At 46.9% G+C, this 17,766-nt stretch carries 15 protein-coding genes; 6 read left to right on the top strand and 9 right to left on the bottom strand.

Translation table 11 applies throughout. The annotated features are described in order from the left end of the window. Window positions 1–13: 13 nt before the first annotated feature. The 4 genes from SGI98_06690 to hisA all read right to left on the bottom strand — a co-directional run bounded on the left by SGI98_06690 (window position 14) and on the right by hisA (window position 3,810). Window positions 14–406 carry a hypothetical protein gene (locus tag SGI98_06690; protein MDZ4743091.1) on the bottom strand — a complete coding sequence of 131 codons (393 nt, stop codon included), beginning with the start codon at window positions 404–406 and terminating at the stop codon, window positions 14–16. Window positions 407–806: 400 nt separating this feature from the next. Then, window positions 807–1,028, bottom strand: a complete 222-nt coding sequence (locus tag SGI98_06685) for a hypothetical protein (protein MDZ4743090.1) — start codon at window positions 1,026–1,028, stop codon at window positions 807–809. Between the two features lie 5 nt (window positions 1,029–1,033). After that, window positions 1,034–3,088 carry an ATP-dependent helicase gene (locus SGI98_06680; GenBank protein MDZ4743089.1) on the bottom strand — a complete coding sequence of 685 codons (2,055 nt, stop codon included), beginning with the start codon at window positions 3,086–3,088 and terminating at the stop codon, window positions 1,034–1,036. Then, entirely contained in the window at window positions 3,085–3,810 is a 726-nt protein-coding gene (hisA, locus tag SGI98_06675; protein ID MDZ4743088.1) for a 1-(5-phosphoribosyl)-5-[(5-phosphoribosylamino)methylideneamino]imidazole-4-carboxamide isomerase, read from the bottom strand. The genes SGI98_06680 and hisA overlap by 4 nt, the downstream gene beginning before the upstream one ends. 379 nt (window positions 3,811–4,189) lie before the next feature. Here hisA and SGI98_06670 point away from each other — a divergent pair, with 379 nt between their 5' ends. The 4 genes from SGI98_06670 (at window position 4,190) to rpe (ending at window position 7,999) form a co-directional block, all read left to right on the top strand. Continuing rightward, entirely contained in the window at window positions 4,190–4,885 is a 696-nt protein-coding gene (locus SGI98_06670; protein ID MDZ4743087.1) for a winged helix-turn-helix transcriptional regulator, read from the top strand. A 114-nt stretch (window positions 4,886–4,999) separates the two neighbouring features. Further along, complete coding sequence (gene argC, locus SGI98_06665) at window positions 5,000–6,082, top strand: N-acetyl-gamma-glutamyl-phosphate reductase (protein MDZ4743086.1); 1,083 nt, start codon at window positions 5,000–5,002, stop codon at window positions 6,080–6,082. Between the two features lie 14 nt (window positions 6,083–6,096). Next, complete coding sequence (gene argJ, locus SGI98_06660) at window positions 6,097–7,308, top strand: bifunctional glutamate N-acetyltransferase/amino-acid acetyltransferase ArgJ (GenBank protein ID MDZ4743085.1); 1,212 nt, start codon at window positions 6,097–6,099, stop codon at window positions 7,306–7,308. After that, window positions 7,283–7,999, top strand: a complete 717-nt coding sequence (gene rpe / locus SGI98_06655; protein MDZ4743084.1) for a ribulose-phosphate 3-epimerase — start codon at window positions 7,283–7,285, stop codon at window positions 7,997–7,999. Before argJ ends, rpe begins: the two co-directional genes overlap by 26 nt. Here the strand turns inward: rpe and SGI98_06650 are convergent. The 4 genes from SGI98_06650 to SGI98_06635 form a co-directional block, all read right to left on the bottom strand. After that, the gene (locus SGI98_06650) at window positions 7,996–9,666 is read right to left on the bottom strand and encodes a hypothetical protein (GenBank protein ID MDZ4743083.1); all 1,671 of its coding nucleotides are present in this window, start codon (window positions 9,664–9,666) and stop codon (window positions 7,996–7,998) included. The two genes, rpe and SGI98_06650, sit on opposite strands and share 4 nt — an antisense overlap. Continuing rightward, entirely contained in the window at window positions 9,663–10,172 is a 510-nt protein-coding gene (locus tag SGI98_06645) for a DUF1844 domain-containing protein (protein ID MDZ4743082.1), read from the bottom strand. Before SGI98_06645 ends, SGI98_06650 begins: the two co-directional genes overlap by 4 nt. A gap of 69 nt (window positions 10,173–10,241) precedes the next feature. Then, window positions 10,242–11,405, bottom strand: a complete 1,164-nt coding sequence (gene glf / locus SGI98_06640; protein ID MDZ4743081.1) for a UDP-galactopyranose mutase — start codon at window positions 11,403–11,405, stop codon at window positions 10,242–10,244. A gap of 20 nt (window positions 11,406–11,425) precedes the next feature. Continuing rightward, complete coding sequence (locus tag SGI98_06635; protein MDZ4743080.1) at window positions 11,426–12,256, bottom strand: prephenate dehydratase domain-containing protein; 831 nt, start codon at window positions 12,254–12,256, stop codon at window positions 11,426–11,428. Between the two features lie 264 nt (window positions 12,257–12,520). On the opposite strand from SGI98_06635, the gene ppdK reads away from it, so the two are divergent. Beyond that, a complete protein-coding gene (gene ppdK, locus SGI98_06630; GenBank protein MDZ4743079.1) occupies window positions 12,521–15,370 on the top strand; it encodes a pyruvate, phosphate dikinase in 2,850 nt (949 codons plus the stop codon). A 294-nt stretch (window positions 15,371–15,664) separates the two neighbouring features. Here ppdK and SGI98_06625 read toward each other — a convergent pair whose 3' ends face one another. Further along, a complete protein-coding gene (locus tag SGI98_06625; protein MDZ4743078.1) occupies window positions 15,665–16,750 on the bottom strand; it encodes a polyprenyl synthetase family protein in 1,086 nt (361 codons plus the stop codon). Between the two features lie 126 nt (window positions 16,751–16,876). Between SGI98_06625 and SGI98_06620 the strand changes: the two genes are divergently transcribed. Next, the coding region (locus SGI98_06620; GenBank protein ID MDZ4743077.1) for a hypothetical protein at window positions 16,877–17,766 on the top strand (890 nt) is incomplete at its 3' end.

Here is a 17,766-nt window from a genome sequence, read left to right as displayed (position 1 = left end):
TTTTGTTCAGGAGTTAAGGGATAATAAATATTTTACCGCTATAGGGGCATTTAACCTCTGTTCCACTCGGTAAACCACTCACGTCTATGGGCTCATCATACACAGCATAGGGACTAATCACATATCCAGGTTTTGCAGTTCTTAATCCTACTGCCTTACTCCCGGATTGATCCGTCGCCTTTTTCGGGCGTGATTTTGCCGGTGGAGGTGTATAAGCTTTATTGGCCGACGTCACAGGAGTTGTCTGGCCTACGTTATAAACTTCATGGGGAGCAGAATTTGTAACGGTCTGAGTAATATTAGTCGTAGTGGTCACCGTCGTTTTAGTTTTACCTGCTGTGGAAACTGCGGCGTTAGGCTCTTTGACGGAGGTACTTTCACAACCGGCAAAAAGGGATAATATCATTCCAAAAATCATCAATTGTAAGTAAGCTCTAAGTTTCATATGCTATCCTGATTAAATCTCATTATAATCCCACCCACCTGTGACATGGGATAAGAGAGGGAGTACAATTTTGTACACTATCGTGAAGCTGCCTCCTTGGCAAACGCTTTCAACAGAATAAGGATGTTTGAATAGGAAATATCCATACCAGCTCAGGTTCTTCTGTCATGAGGTTCATAGCCGCACCGGATGACTACTTGCAAATCCGAACGTGTCGGTCACATTAATATTCTTGACACGAGGGCCGGTCTACCTATTTGGCGTCATATAAATAAATTCATTATTAGCTTTTCCATAAAAGTCCAAAATTTAACTCTCCGGTAAAGAGTGTTTCGATCATTTTCAGATTATCCGCGCCTGATCAGTTTTTTAGTCGGATAATATAATCAAGATGCCGGTGCAAAAGGTATTCGAGCAAATTGCCTGAAAAATGGAGATGAAACATAATCGCGGGATGAATCTCCAACATCCCGATGACTTTCTCATCACAATTTTTATAAAACTCTTCCCATACGGCTTCAAAATCCCCCACGGTCTGAAAAAAAATCAATCCGAGAATGAGTTTTACTGGAGCCCGCGGCATACCCGTTAGCCTCCTAACCCCACATACCCGCTTTTTATCCGCCACTCATCAAAGAATCCTTTGGGAATCTCCGAAATAAAACGCGACGGCCCTTGGAGCATGTCGCTATAATTCATTGTCTGGCGGATGATCGGGTATAAGATGTAGAGTTCGTCTTTGGCCCTCGTCACAGCGACATAAAACAGCCGCCGCTCCTCTTCCTCGGCGCTGGTTTCCGAGTCGAGAGATTTTGCACTCGGGAACATCCCGTCAGCCGCCCCGATGATAAAAACGACCGGCCATTCCAGTCCTTTTGCCTGATGAACCGTGCTTAAGCGTACGTACTCATCATTTCGGAGGGGATTTGCCGATGATGACTCCATCTCGACAGAGGTCATGAGGGAGAGTTGGCCCAGGAAATCCGAGGCGGATTCGAAATTCCGGGAAAAAATGGCCAATTGATTCAAATCTTCCAAGCGTGATTGGTAATTAGTAAATTCCGCTTTTAAATAATCATCGTAATAGGCTTCGATGACGATTTTGATTTGTTGGGGAACCTTCCCACGGATATTTTCATCATTGAGTTCTCTAAGGGTTTTGACCACTTGTGACCAAGCGCGGTAAGCTTTTGCCGGGACAGACGCGCCCACTTTCCCTTTTGTAATATTGAGCCAGAATTGTTCTGAAAAATGTTTGGTGGCCAATAAATCATTTGGATCAGGAATGACTCCTGCACTGGCCAACGTCCATAATTTATCAGCCGTTTTCTGTCCGATACCCGGTAACATCTTGAGGATCCGGCGGAAGGATAACTCGTCAGAGGGGTTCACCGCCACTTTCAGAAAGGCGGCGACATCCTTGATATGAGCCTGCTCGAAAAACTGGATCCCGGAGGTGATTAAATAGGGGATCTGGCGGCGGGTGAGTTCCATCTGGAGCTCCATTGCGTGGAAATGGGAGCGATAAAGGACTGCACAATCATTCAGAGAAATCCCCTCGTCCCTGATCTCCATGAGGCGTTGGGAGATGAAGGCTGCTTGTTCCGAGGAGTTACTTGCCGGGATCACCACGGGGCGGACACTGGTTTTGCGGACAGGCCGGAGTTCCTTTTCAAATTGCTGAGTATTTCCTTTAATCACTTGATTGGCTAATGCGAGGATTTCAGGGGTACTACGGTAGTTAATCTCGATTTTGTAGACGCTGGCTCCCTGATAACGATCCGGAAACTTCAGGATATTCGTAAAATTCGCCCCCCGCCATGAATAAATACTCTGGGCATCATCCCCGACAACCATGATATTCTGGTGTGCTTTGGCTAACATCTCGATCATCTGGAATTGGACAGCATTCGTATCCTGATACTCATCGACGAGAAGGAATTGGAATTGTCTCTGGTAGAGATCAAGCACATCCGGATTTTTCTCGAATAACCCGATGATATTCAGCAGCAAGTCATCATAATCCATGCAATTTGCACGGACTTTACGTTCATGATATACGGGGTAAAGCTTTTCTATCGTAGTGGCTACATCCTCAAAATAGGCAAATTGCCGGTCAATAATGCTACGCAGGGGCGATTGAGTATTATTGGCATAACTGAATATTTCCAGGATCACATCGGCTTTTGGGAATTTCTTATCTTTCTTGTCGATTTTTAAGTCGTCAATACACAGGTTAAGCATGCTTTTTGCGTCATCCCGGTCGATAATGGTAAAGTCATTCTGGTAACCAAGCAGAGTCGCGTGGCGGCGGAGAATCCGGTTACCGACATGGTGGAATGTCCCGCCCCAAAGCTTTGAGATATTCTGGGGAACAAGTTGCTCGACGCGGTGCAGCATTTCACGTGCGGCTTTATTTGTGAATGTGAGAAGGAGGATATTCTCTGGGGCGACACCATTATCGATAAGATAGGCGACCCGGTAAGTCAGTGTGCGTGTCTTCCCACTGCCCGCCCCCGCAATCACCAGCATCGGCCCCGGCGGAGCCGTTACAGCCGTGTATTGTTGTTCATTAAGCTCCTGCTTGTAATCAATCGATAACGGCCGATGCTCATGGCGGATTTCATATTCGCGTTCACTCACGTTTTTTGGGCGAGGCTAAGGATTTCGGGCAGGTGCACATGGCCATCATAGAGGGCTTTGCCGACAATCACGCCATACAGGCCTTTGATCATCCCCAGATTTGTAATGTCTTCCTTCACACTGACGCCACCGGAGGCGATGACTTTTGCATCGACAGACTTGACCATTTCTTCCATCGCTGGGAGGTTTGGCCCCTTGAGCATTCCATCCGTCGAAATATCAGTATAGATAATGGTCTCCACTCCTGCGGTTGAAACTGCTTGGGCAAGATTGATCGGATCCCAAGTACCTGACTCTGTCCATCCTTTTACCGCTACTTTGCCGTCCTTCGCATCAATCCCGACAGCGACACGGTCCGCTCCAAACTCCTTGACCAAGGAACCGACGAATTCAACACTTTCACAGGCCTTGGTTCCCACAATGACCCGCGCGACACCGGCATCAAAAGCCTTTTTTGCCCTTTGGAGGTCCCTGATCCCCCCGCCCATCTGGCAAGGTATCTTTATAGCCCGGGTGATCTCACAGACAGCCGCTAAGTTTTTACCCTCTCCGGTGAATGCCCCATCCAAATCTACGATGTGAAGGTATTCACCCCCTTGTTCTTGCCAAAAGAGGGCTTGGGTGACCGGTGACTCCGAATAGATGGTTACGTCCTCGGCCTTCCCTTGGCGCAGCCTGACGACCTTACCGTCTTTTAAATCGATTGCAGGAAATATGATCATAGGTGGCAGAATCTATCGTGCAATAGGTAGATTGTTAATGAAAAAAACAAAAAAAGATCAGGATTCCCGTCTTTACTGACTATTGGGAACAGGATGATTTATGTCTTATTTTGATTTTGAATGTATTCCAGATGATTTTCTCGGGGGTTTTAATCGCAATTATCACCACTGAGCGGAGGGTTTTCTTTTGATGTACCCTATCATAAAACGACTATTACGTAAAAATTAAAAATAATCATTCTAATCAATAAAATCAGTATTAAAATAATACTTTTTTGAAATTTTGAAAGTTTAGTCAAATCAATTTTGATTTTTTATTTTCACTAATTTTTTAGTTTATACTTGAAATCAAGTAATGCTCAAACTAATCAATAAAACCATGAAGAGTCGTTTGCTGAAAAGAGTTGTCAAAAGTCAAAAATATCAAATCTTGACATCCATCAAGAAAAGTAATGGGGGACTGTCCGTTGCTGAACTTTGTGAAAAGATTGGTTTATCTTACATGGGGATCAAGCAGCACTGTATATCTCTTGAGAAAGACGGGTACCTTGATTGTTGGAGACGTCCAAAAGGAATGGGTCGTCCTGAGAAAGCCTACCGCCTGACGGCTCTGGCCCAAGAGTTCTTCCCGACACAATTTACCGAGCTCACACTGTCGATATTGGCAGCATCTGATAAAATGTTTGGTCCAAGCTCCGGTGACAAAGTCCTCTATTCGATTTATCAGGACGTCGCAGAAGATTACCTCAAAAAAATCAAAGCCAGCGATCCTATTAACAGGGCTCATCAATTAGCTTCACTCCGTGACGATGATGGTTATATGAGCGAGGTTATTTTTAAGGAAGAAGAGCAGACTTTTGAGATTGTCGAATACAACTCCCCTGTTATCGGGATCTCTGATCATTTTCCTATTATTCAATCCTTAGAAGAGCAACTTTTCCAAAAAGTCCTCGGAATGCCAGTGAAGCGTTCGGAACAAAGAACATCAGGATTGTATAAGTGTACCTTCCAGATTGATTCCCCGATTAAATTCCATACCCAAGACAAGATCATGCAGCAAGTCGCTGTAGCTTAAGTTTTTTACGCATTTTGCGTAAATAAAGATAAGTCTTGGTCTTAATACTTATCGGATTTTTTTCTAATTTTCTCTAGAGATTTCGACTGATTTTCTGTTGTAATCTTTAGTCTAGTGAAAAACAAAATCAAAGTTGCTGTCATCGGTGCTTCTGGGTATTCGGGGGAACAATTAGTCGCCCTCCTCGTCAATCATCCCCATGTCGAATTAACAACAGTTACTTCACGCCAGTATGCCGGCAGAAATCTCAGTGACGTTTTCCCCTCCCTACATTACCGGGGTGACCTTTGTTTTACTGAACCCGATATTGATGCTATCAGCAAAAATGCTGAAGCGGTATTCCTCGCCCTCCCCCATGGAGTCGCGTCGGATTTTGCCTGTCCTCTTGTGGAAAAGGGTTTGAAAATATTCGATCTGAGTGCTGATTTTAGGCTCAGATCAGCTGACACTTATCAGGAATTCTACCAGCACGACCATCCAGCACCGGCCCTCCTCCAAAAGGCCGTCTACGGTTCCCCTGAAATATACCGTAAAGAAATCAAGTCATCCTCCCTCATAGCTTGCCCTGGCTGTTATCCCACGAGTATATTATTGCCGACTATCCCGCTCTTGGAAAAAGGATGGATTGATCCTGAGCGGATCACAGCCGATAGTCTCAGCGGTGTGTCCGGCGCGGGGCGGAAGGCGGAGTTAGACTACCTCTTTGTGGAGTGTAATGAAAGCCTCCGGGCTTATGGTGTACCAAAGCACCGGCATTTATCCGAGATTGAGCAAGAGCTCTCACTTGCTCAAAAGAGGGCTTTCCCGGAAATAGCAAAACCTGTAGTCATTAGTTTCACCCCCCACCTGATGCCAGTGAGCCGTGGAATATTGACCACCCTTTATTTTGAAATGAGTCCGACCTTTAAGGATTTATTCCTCTCAGATAAGGCAAATGCTTCCTTAGGAATCACAAATCTCTATCAAGAAAAATACGGGAATGAACCCTTTGTATCATTTCTCGGTGACACCCGTTTACCGGACACAAAAAATGTCGTCAGGACAAATTTTATCGAAATATCATTCAAACTGGACTGGCGGATGAATCGGATATTGGCCTTTTCAGCCATTGATAACATAGTCAAAGGAGCCTCAGGCCAAGCCGTCCAGGCCTTTAATATTTCTTATCAACTACCAGAAACAACCGGACTGATTTAAAAAACTTATCTCTTATGGAAAAATTCACTGAAATCAAAGGTGGCATCACCGCCCCGCTCGGATTTACCGCCTCGGGTATTTATGCCGGAATCAAGGCCACAAATAAGACCAAGAGGGATATCGCCGTCATTTTCTCGGAGGTACCCTGTGTTGCAGCGGGAAAATTCACAACAAATCAGGTCAAAGCCGCACCGGTCAAAGTTTCAATCAAAAATGTAAAAAATAAACAGGCCTATGCCATTATCGCCAATAGCGGCAATGCGAATGCTTGTACAGGCGTCCGAGGTGTCGAAGACGCAAAGAAAATGATTTCTGCCACCGCAAAAGCTTTGGGGGTAAAGGATTCCGAGGTCTTGATCTGTTCCACAGGACGGATTGGTGTTTTTATGCCCATCCAGAAAATCGAGGAAGGAATCACCAAAGCCGTCAAAAAACTCTCCCGGAATGGGAGCAAAGATGCTGCCGAGGCGATTATGACCAGTGATTCTTGTAAAAAGGAAGTCGCCTTATCATTTCAAATCAATGGTAAACGCGTCACCATTGGTGCCATCGCCAAAGGTGCGGGAATGATCGACCCGAATATGGCGACCATGTTATGTTTTATCACGACAGATGCCTCCATTGACAAAAAATCCCTCGATAGGGCACTAGGTATAGCGGTGGAACAATCCTTTAACAGCATCACCGTGGATGGTGACATGAGCACGAATGATACGGTTTTGCTCCTCGCTAATGGTCTCGCAGAAAATGAGGCACTCACACCTGCCCATCCTGAATTTTCAAAATTCCAGAATGCACTTAATACCATCACACGCAAACTCGCCCTGATGATCGTGGCCGACGGAGAAGGAATCTCAAGGGTTGTAGAAGTCGTTGTCAAAGGGGCCAGTAGTCATCGTGATGCAAAACTCGCCGCCGAAAGTGTCGCAAACTCAAGTCTCGTCAAATGTGCTTGGTGCGGTGGCGACCCAAATTGGGGAAGGATTATGGATGCCATCGGTTATTCCTCAGCCAAGATCAAAGAGGAATGCGTGGATATTTATTATGACGGGTCATGTGCCGTGCAAAATGGTATCGTTTCAAAAACACCGGTCGAAAAACTAAGGAAAATCGTCAAAAAACCACGTTTCACCATCACCATTAACCTTCATTTGGGATCGGGCGAACATACGGTTTATGCCAGTGATATCACGGAAAAGTATGTCGAACTCAATAAATCCGAATAATCCCATGAATGATTGTAAAAAACTCCGTATAGCCCCATCCATTCTAGCCGCTGATCCCGGGCGTCTGGCTGAACAAGCCCGTGAAGCCGAAAAAGCCGGTGCCGACTACATCCATGTGGATATAATGGATGGGCATTTTGTGCCCAATCTCAGTTTCGGCCCGAATATCGTCGGGGCCCTCCGAAAGGCTGTAAAAATCCCGCTGGATGTGCATTTGATGATTACACAACCAGATCGTTATATCCGTTCCTTTATTGAGGCGGGGGCTGACATTGTCACAGTCCACCTTGAAGCGCCCCACCCCGTGTCGAAAACCTTAAAAACCATTCGTGAGATGGGCGCAAAATGTGGATTGGCCATTAATCCCCCGACCATCCAAGACAGGGTAATCCCTTTTCTTAAGGAAATTGACCTTTTGTTGTGCATGACGGTTAATCCCGGTTTTGGTGGACAACCATTTATCAAAGAGGTCATGGAAAAAGTACGCTTTTTCCGAAAGATCATTGATGCCGAGCTGATCAATTGCCAAATCGAGGTCGATGGCGGAGTCAACCAAGACACGATCAGTCTCTCGGCTGCAGCTGGGGCAAATGTTTTTGTCTGTGGTACATCCGTTTTTGCCAATGACATTGAGTCATCGATTAATAAACTCAGGAAAAACGCCGTCGAGGCCTCCCCTCAAACCCTTTAATTTTTCCGAGGCTTGTCGAGTACCCAGAATATCCTGAATTGATATTTTGTCATGGGCCCGGAATAAGCTTGCATGAATAAATGGCCGTCAAGGGATGAATAATCCTCCCTCATCTCGTCCATTAACCGGCTAATGGTCGAAAACGCGTAACCTTCCGTATCGATGACATTCTGGTCATTAATATCTTTAAAGCCTAAAATACGGAGGGAATCCGACAAAACTCTGGGGGTATCATAACCGATGACGATCTGTACATGTCGTTTATCTAATATTTCCAAGCTATCTTTGACCTTCAGAGCAGAATAAAAACGGGCGGAATCTACTATCCCGTCAATACTCTGGTGACTGCTACTGGCAACAATGGGATTACCCGTCCAGTAAAGCAAATAGGGTGACCACCACCAAGGTGCCATGATAATGAGGTTTTGATTTTTGGGGATAATCTGGGATAAATAACGGAGATCCTGCTGTTGGACGACCAGTGAATCGGGATCGGGCCTCCTCATGGATTCATTGCCTAGATACCTCACACAAGGTGAAATCAAGATCAAGAAGAATATCCATTTCCAAACTCGTCCCTTCATCGCCCCGAGTAAAGGGGGAATCGAAAGGGAGAAAAGTAACCCCGCACACGATACCCATCGGCTGTGATAAAAAGATAACAGTAGCAGTGAGAAAAAAAGGATCCCTGTGATCATCGTGTAAAAGAGTGGCAGCTCCCGTTTGCGGAATCCATGGATGAGTAAAAGGGGGCTTAACCAGATTAACCAACCAAAGTAAGTGGATAACTTCCCCGCACTTAATCCCTGAAGCTCCCCTATTGTCTGATACCAATTCATCAAGAAAGGATTTGCTGCAAAATCCGAAAACCGGATTTTCCAGCCTTCAATCGTCAGCATTAAAAAGATGATCATAACTAATGCCGCCAAGAAATAATGTTTCTGACGTAAAGGGTTTTTAATCAAAAACACAATAATAACGATCGTGAGTAAACCGATAATCAGGGGTTCGAACAAAGAGACCCAGAGGGCAGCACCCCATGATAAACCAGTGATCAAAGCGTAAACATGCGACAGATTCCGATGGTTCTGGAAATCACCATCACGTTTATTTTCCCTGATCCACAAGTAAAGCATGGTAATGAAGATAAGGATAAAAAGCAGGATCAGGCTCTGGTGATCAGGCCTCCCGAGCTGAAAGGCAAATATCAACGGTGGGGAAAAAATAAATGCGGTGATCAACATACCTCGTGCACTTCCCTGTAACACCTTTGCCGACCAGAACCATAGATAAATAAAAGCAATGAGCCCGATCACCGGGGAAACAAAGGCCCCTGCATAATCCAAGGAGGGGGTAAGATTGAAGAAAGAAAATATTTTACTTAATATCAGGATCGCATAATCCAGAAGAAGCGTCGTATGGGGGCTAATACCATAAGGGGCATTCTCAAAGGCATGTGTATGTATCACCCACTGGTTTGAATTCTCTAGCAGCAGGACACGGTACATCCTCGTGTAACAATCAGCATCAATAAAAAAGATCTGCCCTCCAAAAAAGACAAAATCCCAATTTAAACAGCAAAGGGAGAAAAAGTAGAACGAGCAGAATAGAAAAAGGAGGCCCTTGCCTCCTTCCTTGATGATATTTTTTAGTCTACCAACAATCACAGACTTCCGTAAGATTTCGAATATCTCTTTTTAGGACTGTCATCCTCTCCTTCATTGTCATTATCTTTTTGGAATGCGGAAGGAAGTGGTTTTGGATCGGTTTCCCCGGAAGGTTTTGGTTTCTGAACCGGCACTTTTTCCGTCTCGGGAAGTTCTTTTGCCTTGGGTGCTGGGGTATTCTTTTCCCCTTCACCATTGAGGGATTCACGGGCCCCGACCCCTGCGACTTCGACAAAGGCCAAACGGACAGCTTGTAATGCCTGTTTTAAAGCATCTTCTTCTTCAGGCGTGCGGTTCCCTCTGCTTTTGATCTCAATAATCTCCAGCTGGTCAATGCGCAGTTTTGCCACTTCAAGATTCACCTCCCCTTTTCCAGTCGAAGGATGGGGGATTTTTCCGAGGAAAAATAGGGTTTCTTGGGCCAGCATCATGATGAACTCAATGAAACGGGCTGTGATTTCAGAATTAGGTTGCGGATCTTCAGCGTCTTTTTTAAACCATGCCATATCCTTTGAATCTATTGGTTGCGGAAGATTTTGTAAATTTGAAAGTAAAGTAATTTACGAGGTCGCAGACTAAGCGGGATATTTTGATGCGAGTTTTTCGTATTCCGCCAGAGCCATCCCCACGACCTGATCCATATTATAATACCGGTAGGTAGCTAAGCGCCCCACAAAACTGACATTTTTCTCGGCCTCCGCTAGTAAGGCATACTTCTGGTATAATACCGCCGTTTCAGGTGCCGGGATCGGGTAATAAGGCTCTTTGCCGGGACCAAAATCTTCCGGGTATTCACGGACAATGGTCGTCGCGTCACACTCTTGCCCGGTGGCGTGTTTGATTTCCACTATCCGGGTGAAGTCCTCGTCATTTGGGTAATTTACCTGCATAGCCGGTTGCCAAAATCCGGGTTTTCCCGCAATTTGCCCACGATCGGATGCCACAAGTTCATCCTCCGTGAATGATTCATTTTCAAAACGAAGTGAGCGGTAAGGCAATTTGCCCAAGCGGCAGTCAAAGTATTCATCCACCGGGCCGGTGTAGATCATGTGTGCAAATTGCACTTCGCTGAGGACGTCACGGTAATTCGTATTTAGCCGCACCTCCACCCCGGGACTGGCGGCGAGCATGCGTTCAAACATTTTTGTATAACCTTCTTTCGGGAGGGCTTGGAATTCTTCGGTTAAATAACGGTCGTCCCGGTTTATCCTGATGGGAATCCTCCCGCAAACACTCGCGTCAAGGTCTTTGGGGTCCCGCTTCCATTGTTTGAGAGTATACCCCTTAAAAAACTTCTCATAAAGTTCCCAGCCCACTTGGGAAATGATGACTTCCTCAGAGTTTAGCGGTTTTTCTATTTTCACTTTTTTACTTTCCAAATAAGCTTGGAATTCTTCGGGAGTCGATGGGGATCCGGTTAATTGCTCAAAAGTATTCAGGTTAATCGGGAAATTCCAATACCTGCCATCTGTATAACTCAGGATTTGATAGTTAACGGCATGCCACTCGGTGAATTGTGAAAGGTACTCCCGTATACGCGGGGAATTCGTCCGGAAATAATGTGGCCCGTATTGGTGGATCAAAACCCCGGCATCATCTAGTCGGTCATAAGCATTCCCCCCGATATGATTCCTCTTATCCACAATGAGGCACTTCTTGCCATGTTGTGAAGAGAGCCTTTCGGCGAGTACCAGTCCGGAAAATCCTGCGCCCACGATCAAGTAATCATATATTTTCATGGGAAAGGTAATATCAATATCTAGACTTTGACCATGGCATAATGCCCGACAGGCTGGAGTAGGTCTGTCACCGGCCCGAGTTTCACGAGCAATTTGTCCAGAGCATTGGTTCGGGATGGGATCTTGAGCTCCACCATAAAAATATATTCATCCAGACGGTTAAAAATCGGACGGGAATAAATCCGCGTCATATTGATCTTTTCGCTTTTGAGGACTGTCAAGACATCACATAAGGCCCCGGGCTTATCCCTAGTCTCAAAAAAAAGTGTCGATAATCCGGGTTTATTCTTGGGAGTAACCGGTTTACCAATAACAAAAAACTTTGTTTGGTTTACCGCATGTTTCCCCACATCCTTCGTAATAATCTTCAGTTGATAGAGCTGGGCTGCCTCGATACTGGCGATGGCCGCCCCTTGCGGATCCTTGATGGCTTCTTGTGCGGCCACCGATGTGCTCCCACAAACTACCCGTTCAGCCTTTGGTAAATGCTTTCGTAACCAAGAGTTACAATGATCAAAGGGAGCCCGGTGTGAATAAATCCGTTTGATCGCACTGGCAGGCAATTTGCCCTTTGCCATCAGGAGTAACTCGATACGCATGAGTAACTCCTCACGGACAAGTGCCGATGCCGGATTCCACTTCGGAAAACGGATCATCTCATCGACAGTCAAGTCGATCATGCCTCCTGAACCATTCTCGATAGGGACAATAATGACATCCGCCTTTTGCCTGCGTAAAGCGTCAAAACAGTCAAAAGCGGTTTTCCCGGACTGCATCTTGGCCTTGGGAAAACGCCGGCGCGCAGCAATTTGCGAAAAACTTCCTTCTTCTCCAAAAAATGTGATATTCATAGTCAACCTTTATAGACTCTAGACACAAAGCCACTCAGGCCTACAAAACAACCCTTTTTATTCCGTTTTTCATTCTGGATATCCAAAGACTGAACTGAATAATGCCCGGTTCATACCCTGACAATATGGAATCTGACATTATTCATCCCCTCTATAGGCTAAATCCCCTCTTGCGGAGTGTTGACAGACTCCCGTGCTCTGCTATTTTCGACCTCTATTTTGGCAGTAGAAATAAAAACAACAAAACGGCTAAGTGGAAAATTTATGAGCAAAAAGGCAAAAAAAACATCAAAGTCAAAATTGGCCTCCAAGGCCAAACCCTCCAAAAAACCGTCCTCTGTAAAGAGTCCAGGTTCTAAAGCTTCTTCCAAACTCGTCTATTATTTTGGCGGTGGTAAGGCTGAAGGCGGCGGGACAATGAAATCCCTCCTCGGTGGTAAAGGTGCTAACCTCGCGGAAATGACACGCATCGGGCTTCCCGTTCCTCCGGGATTCACCATCACTACCGAAGTCTGTACTTATTATTATGACAACAAGAGGACATATCCAAAAGCCCTCAAAGCCCAAGTGCGCGAAGCCGTTGAAAAGATGGAAAAAAACCTGAATAAAAAACTAGGTAATCCTTCCAAACCCCTCTTGGTCGCTGTCCGTTCTGGTTCCCGTGAATCCATGCCCGGCATGATGGATACTATTTTGAACCTTGGCTTGAATGACGCCACTGTCGCCGGTCTAGCCAAACTCAGTAATAACGAACGTTTCGCCTACGATTGTTACCGCCGCTTTGTCCAAATGTACGGTGATGTCGTTATGGGTGTCCAAAAACGCGCTGGTGAAGAGCATGAACCCTTCGAAACAGCTATTGAAGAACTTAAAAACGAGCTTTTCCCGAATGAACACGAAGTCGAAGACACCCGTCTCGATGCAGCAGCCCTCAAAGAGCTCGTGCGCCGTTTCAAGAAACTCGTGCACGACCGCACCGGTAAAGACTTCCCTTCGAACCCTTGGGACCAACTCGACGGAGCCGTTGGCGCCGTTTTTAACTCATGGATGAATGATCGTGCTATCGTTTACCGCCGCAAATACAATATTCCTTCGGAATGGGGTACTGCCATCAATGTCCAAGCCATGGTCTTTGGAAATACCGGAAACGATTCCGGATCCGGTGTGGCCTTCACACGTGACCCAGCCAACGGTGAAAAAGTCTTCTACGGTGAATTCCTCATTAATGCCCAAGGTGAAGACGTCGTCGCAGGTGTCCGCACACCTGAACCCGTCAAAAAACTCAATGACATCATGCCCAAGAGTTATGCCGAGCTCGAGAAGGTCCGCAAGACCCTCGAAGCCCATTTCCGCGACATGCAGGATTTTGAGTTCACGATTGAAGAGGGTAAACTTTTCATGCTGCAAACCCGTAACGGGAAACGGACCGGCCTCGCCGCTCTGCGTATCGCTGCTGAAATGGTGAAGGAAAAATTAATCACCACTGAAGAAGCTGTCCGCCGTATCCCAGCCGATTCCCTCTCCCAGGTGCTCGCACCGATCTTTGATGCGGAAGCTGTCACAAAAGCAGAGCTCCTGAGTAAAGGCCTGCCTGCAGGTCCGGGTGCCGCCAGCGGAAAAATCTATTTTAATGCTGAACGCGCCGTCGAAGCTGCTGAACGCGGGGAAAAAGTCCTCTTGGTCCGTGTCGAAACGTCCCCCGAGGACCTGCGCGGTATGATCGCTGCTGAAGGTATCCTCACCGCCCGTGGTGGTGTCAGCTCCCACGCAGCCCTCGTCGCCCGCCAAATGGGTAAAGTCTGCGTATGCGGTGCCGCTGACCTGCTCGTGGATTATGATAAACTGACTTTGACCGTCAAAGGACGTACATTCAAAGCGGGTGACTTTATCTCGATTGACGGAACGACCGGTGAAATCTTCGCTGGCCAAGTCAAGACGGCCCCTTCCGAAGTCATCCAAGTGCTCTTGAATAAGACACTCAAACCTTCCGACAGCTACACCTTCCAGGTCTTTAACCAACTCATGACATGGGCTGATAAATACCGTAAGCTCGCTATCCGCACAAATGCCGATCAACCTGATCAAGTCGAAAACGCCATCTCCTTCGGCGCCGAAGGAATCGGTCTCTGCCGTACAGAACACATGTTCTTCGAAGGTGACCGTATCAATAGTGTCCGCGAAATGATCCTGGCCACTAATCTGAAAGAACGTGAACATGCAATAGCCAAGCTTCTTCCTTTCCAAAGGGAAGATTTCGTCGGACTCTTTAAGTCCCTCAAAGGACTCCCGGCCACCATCCGTTTGCTGGATCCCCCCCTTCATGAATTCCTTCCTCACGAAGGCAGCATGATCCGTGAAGTCGCCGAGAAACTCGGTAAGAGCGCTGATTGGGTCCATGCCCGCGTCGCCGCCTTGCACGAAGCTAACCCCATGCTCGGTCACCGCGGTTGCCGTTTGGGAATCACCTATCCGGAGATTTCTGAAATGCAAGCCCGTGCGATCTTTGAAGCCGCTGCTGAAGTGCAGAAAAAAGGGATCAAGGTCAAACCCGAAGTCATGATCCCGCTCGTCGGGTTCCCCAAAGAACTGGAGCTCCAACTCGAGATCGTCCACCGTATCGCCAAACAAGTCGGCGAAGAGCAAAAGGTCAAGTTCGACTATATGGTCGGCACCATGATCGAAATCCCCCGTGCAGCCCTCATCGCCGATGAGATCGCCAAGCAGGCGGAATTCTTCAGCTTCGGCACCAACGACCTCACCCAGACAACTCTGGGCATGAGCCGTGACGACGCCGGTAGCTTCCTCCCTCAATATCAAGAACTTGATATCGTGAAAAATAATCCTTTCGCCTCTATCGACCAGACAGGCGTGGGTAAACTCATGAAAATCGGGATCGAAGGTGGCCGCGCCACCCGCCCGAATATCAAGATCGGTATCTGCGGTGAGCATGGTGGTGAACCTTCCTCAGTGAAGTTCTGCCACAAACTCGGACTCAGCTATGTCAGCTGTTCTCCATTCCGCGTGCCGATTGCACGTTTGGCCGCTGCCCAAGCAGCCCTCGAAGAAGCCTCAGAAAAGAAAAGTGCTAATAAGAAAAGTGCCAAAAAGAAATAAGTAAAACCCGAGAGTAATCCGTTTTTAAAATCCATCAGCCCCGGTGACCATCCATTTGTTCACCGGGGCTTTTTTGTTTATCAAGATATACCCCTACCGATCTAAAGCAAATTGCTCCAGCATCCACCTGCGGCTATCTCATTTCGAATTTCTAAATACAGTCAAAGATATCCTATCCAGCATGCAATTGTCCCTAATGATTACGGATAACCATTCCTATAGCGGGGAAAGTCCATCACCATATCTATTAGGATAAAACTTTACCTCGGACTAACCCGTTGCAGCACTCTGTCCCTACGCCTTGAGTTTCATGGTGCGGGAGCGGAGATAGTCGATGAAGTTAATGAGGGAGGTCTTGAACTCGGATGGGGCAAATGGCGTGAGTGCATTATGCGCATCGTCGAGGTGATTGCTAATAATCTGGATTGACTCAGAAAAAGCACCGGACTCCTCGATCATACGGGCAAGTTGCTTCCGGGCTTTGTCCGTGTGGTGGAGCATGAGTTCACGGACTTCTGCTTGGGCTTCTTGATTTGCATGGCTGAGGAAAATGAGGATGGGCAGGGTTAATTTCCCTTTATCTAGATCGGTCCCGAGGGATTTTCCGATTTCATTCTCCTTCCCGTAAATATCCACACAATCATCCCAAATCTGGTAGGCAACGCCGAGTTTTGTGCCAAATTCCCGCATCGCTGCAACTTGCTCCAGAGTAGCCCCGCTGATTTTAGCGGCGAGCTCGGTACTGGCCCGGAAAAGGGCCCCGGTTTTCATTTCGATTAATTTAAAATATTCCGGAATCGTCATGGTATAGTCATAACGGCGTTGTGTCTGGAGGATTTCCCCTTGGCAAACCTCATTCGACTCAAAAGAAATCCGTCGGCAAATCTCATTATCTGTAAAATATGTGGCCTCCATCAATGCATGGGCAAAAATCGAGTCCCCAACAAGAACCGCTGTTTCAGCCCCCCACTTTCTTTGGACGGTAGGTTGACCGCGGCGGACACTGGCCTCGTCGATAATGTCATCATGCACCAAGGTCGCCAGATGGATGAGCTCGAGGATCATTGCTAGTTTATCGTGCTCTGGGGTTTTGACCCCGCAAGCCCCTGCGGCAAAAAAGACCAAGGCCGGACGGATTCTTTTCCCGTGCGTGGAAAGCGTATACTGGATATAGGACTGCACTCCGGCATCAAATCGCTCCACTTGCTTGAGGACTAAATCCTCCACTTTTGAGATAGGTTCGCGGACACAATCAAAGATCGCAGCCAGTTCCGGGGATTCTTTAGTGATGAATTTTTCGGGGTGCTGAACGGCTTTCTCGACGACGTGTTGTCTGATTCTTGAGACCGTTTTTTGAACGAGAGATTTCACTGTAGACATAAATTAACGCCTAGTCGGGAAGAGTCAACACGAACTTTCAGAAAATATTGAAAGTTCATGGTTATAGTCAAAAATTAGCAAAATGAATTGTGGATGATTTTTAAAAAATCAGATAGATTGACACGTGTGATTCAGCCCTATCGTCCTGATACAGAATATGCTAAAAGGCTTGCGTTAGCCTTTATTGAATCATTTTTGATTATTTTACTATTTTTCTTGCTCTTCCCGATGCTCCGAAAGATGACCGCTTCCCATATCCAGCCCATTCAAACGACGCCGGCTGTTTTAACGATTGATACAACACGGACAGCCCCACAAATGCCTGTTCAAAAGCCTCCCATGATGCAGAAACAGCCGGAATTCATGCCGACCGATCCTGCCCAAGCCAGTAAAGTGGCTCCCAAAGACCCAAAATTCTTTTCTGCTGAAAATACAATAGCCGCGAGCAGTTCCCAGGGAAAGGAAGACAATACAAATCCCAATCAAGAAGGGGCAAAAGTTCCCGGGCTTGGTTTTGTAAACCAGAAACAATCTGCCGCACTGGAAGGATCAGGGGGTCCCCCCCAGAAAGCCCAACCAGCTCAACCCCAGCAGCCTTCTCCCCAACAACAATCACAGCAGCAAGCCAAAGAGCAATCACAGCAGCAACAGGCCAAGCCCGACCAACAAACTCCGCCCCAACCGCAGCCAAAACCGGTCGAAACACAACCCCAGCAGCAGACACAACAACCCCCTGCCCAAGAAAAACAGCCCGAGAAAACCCAAGACCAACAAACTGCTTCACCTAACCAGGTAAAACCCCTCGATACCCCGCCCAAAAATCCCACGCCGGATGTTAAACAAACAGACCAGACAGCCGCACCGAAACCGGATCAGGCAGCCTTAATGTCTTCCGATTCAAAAACCGCCGAATTAGTAAAATTTAATGAAGCCCCGAAACTCAGACCGGAGAAAGTCGCTGATACAGCGACAGTATCCGCTCCCGAGGCCGCACAAACAGCGCCAAAACCCCAAAT

The organism is Verrucomicrobiota bacterium, from assembly GCA_034440155.1.
In the GTDB taxonomy this organism is placed as follows: domain Bacteria; phylum Verrucomicrobiota; class Verrucomicrobiia; order JAWXBN01; family JAWXBN01; genus JAWXBN01.
The sequence above is the reverse complement of the archived record's forward strand: the minus strand, read 5'-3'. Positions and strand labels throughout refer to the sequence as shown.

Bases quoted from the DNA above. Each gene is read 5' to 3' on its own strand.
- ppdK (MDZ4743079.1), top strand. From the start codon at position 12,521: ATGAGCAAAAAGGCAAAAAAAACATCAAAGTCAAAATTGGCCTCCAAG.
- argJ (MDZ4743085.1), top strand. From the start codon at position 6,097: ATGGAAAAATTCACTGAAATCAAAGGTGGCATCACCGCCCCGCTCGGA.
- SGI98_06685 (MDZ4743090.1), bottom strand. From the start codon at position 1,028: ATGCCGCGGGCTCCAGTAAAACTCATTCTCGGATTGATTTTTTTTCAG.
- hisA (MDZ4743088.1), bottom strand. From the start codon at position 3,810: ATGATCATATTTCCTGCAATCGATTTAAAAGACGGTAAGGTCGTCAGG.
- glf (MDZ4743081.1), bottom strand. From the start codon at position 11,405: ATGAAAATATATGATTACTTGATCGTGGGCGCAGGATTTTCCGGACTG.
- SGI98_06635 (MDZ4743080.1), bottom strand. From the start codon at position 12,256: ATGAATATCACATTTTTTGGAGAAGAAGGAAGTTTTTCGCAAATTGCT.
- SGI98_06690 (MDZ4743091.1), bottom strand. From the start codon at position 406: ATGATATTATCCCTTTTTGCCGGTTGTGAAAGTACCTCCGTCAAAGAG.
- SGI98_06670 (MDZ4743087.1), top strand. From the start codon at position 4,190: ATGAAGAGTCGTTTGCTGAAAAGAGTTGTCAAAAGTCAAAAATATCAA.
- rpe (MDZ4743084.1), top strand. From the start codon at position 7,283: ATGTCGAACTCAATAAATCCGAATAATCCCATGAATGATTGTAAAAAA.
- SGI98_06645 (MDZ4743082.1), bottom strand. From the start codon at position 10,172: ATGGCATGGTTTAAAAAAGACGCTGAAGATCCGCAACCTAATTCTGAA.
- SGI98_06625 (MDZ4743078.1), bottom strand. From the start codon at position 16,750: ATGTCTACAGTGAAATCTCTCGTTCAAAAAACGGTCTCAAGAATCAGA.